4 protein-coding genes are annotated in these 6315 nt (G+C 42.8%); all 4 read right to left on the minus strand.

Annotated elements, in window-relative coordinates; translation table 11 throughout:
* Positions 1–49: 49 nt before the first annotated feature.
* Positions 50–2125: a type I DNA topoisomerase gene (gene topA / locus AC622_RS12945; RefSeq protein WP_049671437.1), complete on the minus strand. Its 2076-nt coding sequence runs from the start codon at positions 2123–2125 to the stop codon at positions 50–52.
* A 249-nt stretch (positions 2126–2374) separates the two neighbouring features.
* Positions 2375–3247: a DNA-processing protein DprA gene (gene dprA / locus AC622_RS12950; protein ID WP_049671438.1), complete on the minus strand. Its 873-nt coding sequence runs from the start codon at positions 3245–3247 to the stop codon at positions 2375–2377.
* Positions 3248–3335: 88 nt separating this feature from the next.
* A complete protein-coding gene (gene sucD / locus AC622_RS12955; protein ID WP_049671439.1) occupies positions 3336–4238 on the minus strand; it encodes a succinate--CoA ligase subunit alpha in 903 nt (300 codons plus the stop codon).
* 17 nt (positions 4239–4255) lie between these two features.
* Positions 4256–5416: an ADP-forming succinate--CoA ligase subunit beta gene (sucC, locus tag AC622_RS12960; protein ID WP_049671440.1), complete on the minus strand. Its 1161-nt coding sequence runs from the start codon at positions 5414–5416 to the stop codon at positions 4256–4258.
* Between the last annotated feature and the right edge of the window lie 899 nt (positions 5417–6315).

Here is a 6315-nt window from a genome sequence, read left to right on the forward strand (position 1 = left end):
CGATTCTTTATAAACATGAAGAGAAGGAAGGGCCGCTGCCCTTCCTTCCTCATGCCTGTGTCTCTTCCTTATAACTGCAATTGGTGCATTGCACCTGGACGCCTTTTTTGAGTTTTTTCTCGACAAGCGGACCATTACATTTTGGACATGGCCGCTGAAGCGGCTTATCCCAGGAGACAAAATCGCAGGTCGGATAACGGTCGCATCCATAGAAAATGCGGCGTTTCTTGCTTTTCCTCTCAACGATATTGCCCTCATGGCATTTCGGACACTTAACCCCAATTTCCTTTACGATTGGCTTCGTATTCCGGCAATCAGGGAAATTGCTGCAAGCCATGAATTTGCCGTAACGGCCCATCTTGTAGACCATTGGAGATCCGCATTCCTCACACATTTCTCCCGTCGGCTCATCCTTAATTTCGATTTTCTCCATTTCTACTTCGGCTTTCTCCAAATCTTTCTCAAAGCCTTGATAGAATTGATCAATGATATTGACCCATTCAACTTCGCCATCTTCAATATGGTCAAGATCGCTTTCCATTTTAGCCGTGAATTCAACATCAAGGATATCCGGGAAGAACTCCATCATGATATCATTCACGATTTCTCCAAGCTCTGTCGGTATAAACCGTTTATTATCGAGAGCAACATACCCTCGCTTTTGAATCGTGTCAAGCGTTGGAGCATATGTGGAAGGACGGCCGATACCGAGTTCCTCCAATGTCTTCACAAGCCTTGCCTCTGTGTAGCGTGGCGGCGGCTGTGTAAAGTGCTGATTTGGGACAATATCCTTTGAATAAACGATATCTCCCTCGGATAGCTCCGGCAGCAGATTCTCTTTCTCCTCAGTCTGGTCATCTGACCCCTCAACATATACCTTCATAAAGCCAGGAAATTTCACTTTAGAGCCATTGGCTCTGAATAAAACATCCTCAGCCGTTAAGTCAACTGCCATTGTATCCATGACCGCAGGCGCCATCTGGCTCGCAAGGAAACGTTCCCATATTAGCTTATATAAGCGGAACTGATCTCTTGAAAGGAATTCCTTGATGGAGGCTGGATCCCTGTGAACACTGGTTGGACGCACAGCTTCGTGAGCATCCTGTGCGCCGCTGCTCTGCTTGTCTTTACGCGGTGCCTGTGAGTGGTATTCTTCACCGTATTGGGATCCAATCCAGCCGCGGGCTTCTGTTTGAGCGGTTTCAGAAATCCGTGTTGAATCAGTACGCATGTAGGTGATCAAACCGACCGTTCCTTCTTTGCCAATCTCAATTCCTTCATAGAGCTGCTGGGCAATCATCATCGTCTTCTTCGCACGGAAGTTTAGCTTGCGGGCTGCTTCCTGCTGAAGGGATGAGGTCGTAAACGGCGGCGCTGGATTACGTCTCCGCTCCTTTTTGGTCACTTTTTGGACCGTAAACTCATTACCTTTTATTTTTGAAAGAATTCCTTTAACATCCTCTTCATTGGAAAGCTGTACCTTTTCCTTGTTAAGAGAATGGAAGTTTGCTTCAAACTCTTTATTTCCTTTCAGGAACGTTCCATTAATGGACCAGTACTCTTCCGGGATAAACTTCGTAATTTCTTTTTCGCGGTCAATGACAAGTCTTACCGCAATGGATTGAACACGCCCTGCACTCAACCCTTTTTTCACTTTCTTCCATAATAGCGGGCTGATATTATAGCCTACCAATCTGTCTAGGATTCGTCTTGCCTGCTGGGCATCAACAAGATTCATCTTGATCGGGCGGGGATGTTTAAAGGATTCCTTTATAGCATCCTTTGTAATTTCATTAAACACAACCCGGCAATCAGAGTTGATGTCAACCCCTAAGCTATGCGCTAAATGCCAAGCAATCGCTTCCCCTTCGCGGTCGGGGTCGGCTGCGAGATAGACTTTCTTTGCTTTCTTTGCGGCCGTTTTCAATTCCTTCAATACATCACCCTTACCACGAATGGTAATGTATTTCGGTTCATAGTTATGTTTAACATCCACTCCTGTCTGACTTTTCGGTAAATCCCGAACATGCCCCATGGATGCTTTCACTTTATATTTTTTTCCTAAGTATTTTTCTATGGTTTTCGCTTTTGCGGGCGACTCCACAATCACTAAATAATCCGCCATTTTTTTCCTCCTTAAGAGGTTCTCTATTCTCTATTATCATGCATGTATGATTATGCAGGTTTCATTTCGTATCTGTCAATCATTGTTTTAATTCAATTCCAAACAATCTGTTATTTCAGACTTATTCATCAAGATGCCAAAAAAAACCTTGTCTGAAGCACAATGTATAACAGAAATACTTTTTTTGCAACCTTAAAAACCTTATATAACTGTTTTGTCATATTCATTTCCAGCGAATTTCCTGATCTGTTATTCCCATTCTGATAGGATATCCTCTGCACACGTAACTAGCTTTGCCCCTTCCCTGATCCAGGCGTTTGTACCTGAGGATGGCTCGGAAAAGATGCTCCCCGGAACAGCAAAAATATCCTTTCCTTGTTCAAGCCCGCGTTCAACCGTAATAAACGTACCGCTTTTTCGCTTACTTTCTACCACTAAAATCGCTTTTGATAAACCACTGATTAATCGATTTCTCATGGGAAAGTGCCAGGGCTTGGGACGAACAACCGGCGGGTATTCAGAAATAATAAGTCCTTTTTGCATAATTAAATGAGCCAAATGAATGTTTTCCCTCGGATAAATATGATGAAGGCCTCCTCCGATAACCGCAAGGCAATCCCCGCCATTTGCAAGAGTTATTTTGTGGGCCAGGGAATCAATCCCTTTTGCTAAGCCGCTTACAACACTAATGTCAGCCTGGACAAAATCCGGAACCAATCTCTTCAGCACCTCATTTCCATATTCTGTCGGTGCCCGAGTTCCTATAATGGCTAAAATTCTTTTGTGTGTCAATAGGCTGACATTTCCCTTTGCATATAAAACCCAGGGTTGTTGATAAATATTAGTGAGGGTAATCGGATATTCCTTATCAAGAAAAGATAGACAATGGATTTCATCTTGCTCATAAACTGAGGGCATCTGGGAGAGCTTTATGTTATGAAGGTCTTTTATGAAGAGTTGAAGATTAGGGGATTCTAAATGAAGGAGCTTCTTCCAATATAGCAGGGGCCTTTCGTAGATTTTCAGCAATTCAGGATCATCCTTTAATAGTTGGTATAGTCCCTTCCACGACATACCTCGACAATGGTCCAAATGCACCAGCCGATTCTTCCATACATCCATGTAATCTCTCCTTTAATTCTGAGTATTTTTCCAAAAAAAGATAGCAAGGAAGGGTGCCCCCCGAAGAGAACACCCTATCTATGATTGATTAATGTGTTTTACATTTGTCGTACAAGCCTTTTTCTTTCAGCACTTGAAGCATTGTTTCTCCCATTACGGCAGGTGTTTCAGCCACTTTAATTCCACACTCATTCATGATGCGGATCTTCTCATCAGCTGTTCCCTTACCGCCGGAGATAATGGCACCAGCATGGCCCATTCTCTTGCCTGGAGGGGCAGTTCTTCCGCCGATAAAGCCTGTTACTGGCTTAGTCATATTTTCTTTCACCCATTGTGCTGCTTCTTCTTCTGCTGTTCCCCCGATTTCTCCAATCATGATAACAGCATAAGTATCTGGGTCTTCATTGAATGCCTTCAAGACATCAATAAAGTCGGTTCCATTAACCGGGTCTCCCCCGATTCCTACGGCAGATGATTGGCCGAATCCTGCTTGGCTGAGCTGATGAACAGCCTCATAAGTCAAAGTTCCGGATCTGGACACTACACCGATATGACCTTTTTTATGGATATAACCTGGCATGATGCCGATTTTGCATTCTTCTGGTGTAATAACACCCGGACAGTTTGGTCCAATAAGCCTTGTTTTCTTGCCTTCCATATATCGTTTTACCTTGACCATATCCAGCACTGGAATATGCTCGGTGATACAAATAACCAAATCAAGCTCAGCATCTACCGCTTCAAGAATAGAATCAGCTGCAAACGGAGCAGGCACATAGACAACAGATGCATTAGCGCCAGTAGCTTCCTTCGCTTCAATAACCGTATTGAAAACAGGCACTCCTTCCGCTTCAGTGCCCCCTTTACCAGGAGTTACACCGCCAACGATCTGCGTTCCATATTCAAGCATTTGTTTTGTATGAAAACGTGCAGTTGAACCAGTGATTCCTTGCACAATAACTTTTGTATCTTTATTAACAAATACGCTCATTTCCTTATCCTCCAGTCTTAACCTATTAACGAAACGATTTTTTGTGCACCATCAGCCATAGATTCCGCAGCCGTAATATCGATACCGGATTCTCTTAGAATTTTCTTACCGAGGTCTACATTCGTTCCTTCTAAACGGACAACCAATGGAACATCAAGGCTCACTTGCTTCGCAGCTTCTACAACGCCTTCTGCAATGACATCGCATTTCATGATGCCGCCAAAAATGTTAACAAAAATCCCTTTAACGTTTTTGTCAGATAGGATGATTTTGAATGCTTCGGTTACCTTCTCTGCTGTCGCACCGCCCCCAACATCAAGGAAGTTAGCGGGATTTCCGCCATAATGGTTGATGATATCCATTGTGGACATAGCAAGGCCGGCTCCATTTACCATGCAGCCAATATTTCCGTCTAGGGATATATAGCTTAAGTCATACTTGGATGCTTCGATTTCTTTTGGATCCTCTTCATCAAGATCTCGATATTCGACAATATCCTTATGGCGATACAAGGCATTTTCGTCGAAATTCAGCTTGGCATCAAGTGCCATTACCTCACCATCGCCAGTTACGACTAATGGATTGATTTCCGCAATAGAGCAGTCCTTTTCAACAAATGCATTGTATAAGCCCATCATGAATTTAACTGTTTTATTGACTAATTCCTTTGGTATATTGATATTAAATGCAATTCTTCTAGCTTGGAAAGCCGTCAATCCTACAACCGGATCGATTACCTCTTTGAAAATTTTCTCTGGTGTTTTTTCGGCTACTTCTTCAATCTCCGTTCCGCCTTCTTCAGATGCCATCAGGACGATTCTTGAAGTGGCACGGTCCAATACAAGCCCAACATAGTATTCCTTCTTAATATCACAGCCTTCTTCGATAAGTAAGCGTTTAACTTCTTTACCGTCAGGACCCGTTTGATGTGTGACAAGCACCTTGCCAAGAATCTCGTCTGCATAGGTACGAACCTCATCAAGTGATTTAGCGACCTTAACCCCGCCGGCTTTCCCTCTTCCGCCTGCATGGATTTGCGCTTTGACAACGGTTACAGGTGTTCCCAGCTCACTTGCTGCATTCACAGCTTCATCTACCGAAAAGGCAACCTTGCCATTAGGGACCTTAACCCCGTATTGTCTGAGGATTTCTTTACCTTGATACTCATGGATATTCATTGTTTATCCCCCTATCGAACTTTCAAACTATAAAGAATATACTGCTTTTTCATTGTATTAAATCTAGTATTTAAAGTCCAATATTTGAGAGCAAATACAGCCATAATTCGGTATTTTATAACAAATAGTTCCTTTCACCTTCCCTCATTTCCCTTTCTCTGGCGGTATTTTCGCTATAGGTCATTTCACCATAGCTATAGGAATAACAGGTTCTTTTTCTCTTTTTGGTCAGATAACAAAGATTTTCATTGATATTATCTTGGCATATTATTTCTCCTTTGTTTTTGAAGGGTTCCCTAATCCCGATTATGAATATTTATACAGTATACAGACGGTAAAGGATTCTTCATGATGGTCTCTTTAATGACTCTATTTCAATCGTCATCTTCCGAACCACCTTCCCCTTATTTAAAAACGAGTAATGGCTTATTGAGGAGGATCATTTTTCAGCTAAACCATTTTATGTGATTTATAGACCGACAGCCGGCTTTACCATTCTCTTCGGTATTTCTTTTTAGTACAGCTTTTAAGAAGAAAAGATAGCGGTAGAAAGGAGGGGACACCAGCCTATAAGCGGATGGGTCAGTATTTATTCATAAGCCAGCTAGTTTCATAGAATAGGAGTTAATGGTTTATTCAAGTGAGGTATCTTGCAACCCTGCCGCAGCTATCCCCTTTTCACTTCGTAAAGATGAGTTTAGCATCACCGTGATAACTCCGTTAATTGATATTCCGAAATATTAATACAATCGGTGATATTCAGGACCTATACTACAGGGAAGTATCATTGCAATCGAGTAGGAGGGGGCGACTAACCCCCGACCTCTCAGACCACCGTACGTACGGTCCCGTATACGGCGGTTCAATCAAGTTGATGACGCAAGGTTTCATACCGACCT

Source organism: Bacillus sp. FJAT-27916, assembly GCF_001183965.1.
GTDB lineage: Bacteria > Bacillota > Bacilli > Bacillales > Pradoshiaceae > Pradoshia.

Bases quoted from the DNA above. Each gene is read 5' to 3' on its own strand.
- dprA (WP_049671438.1), bottom strand. From the start codon at position 3,247: ATGGATGTATGGAAGAATCGGCTGGTGCATTTGGACCATTGTCGAGGT.
- sucC (WP_049671440.1), bottom strand. From the start codon at position 5,416: ATGAATATCCATGAGTATCAAGGTAAAGAAATCCTCAGACAATACGGG.
- sucD (WP_049671439.1), bottom strand. From the start codon at position 4,238: ATGAGCGTATTTGTTAATAAAGATACAAAAGTTATTGTGCAAGGAATC.
- topA (WP_049671437.1), bottom strand. From the start codon at position 2,125: ATGGCGGATTATTTAGTGATTGTGGAGTCGCCCGCAAAAGCGAAAACC.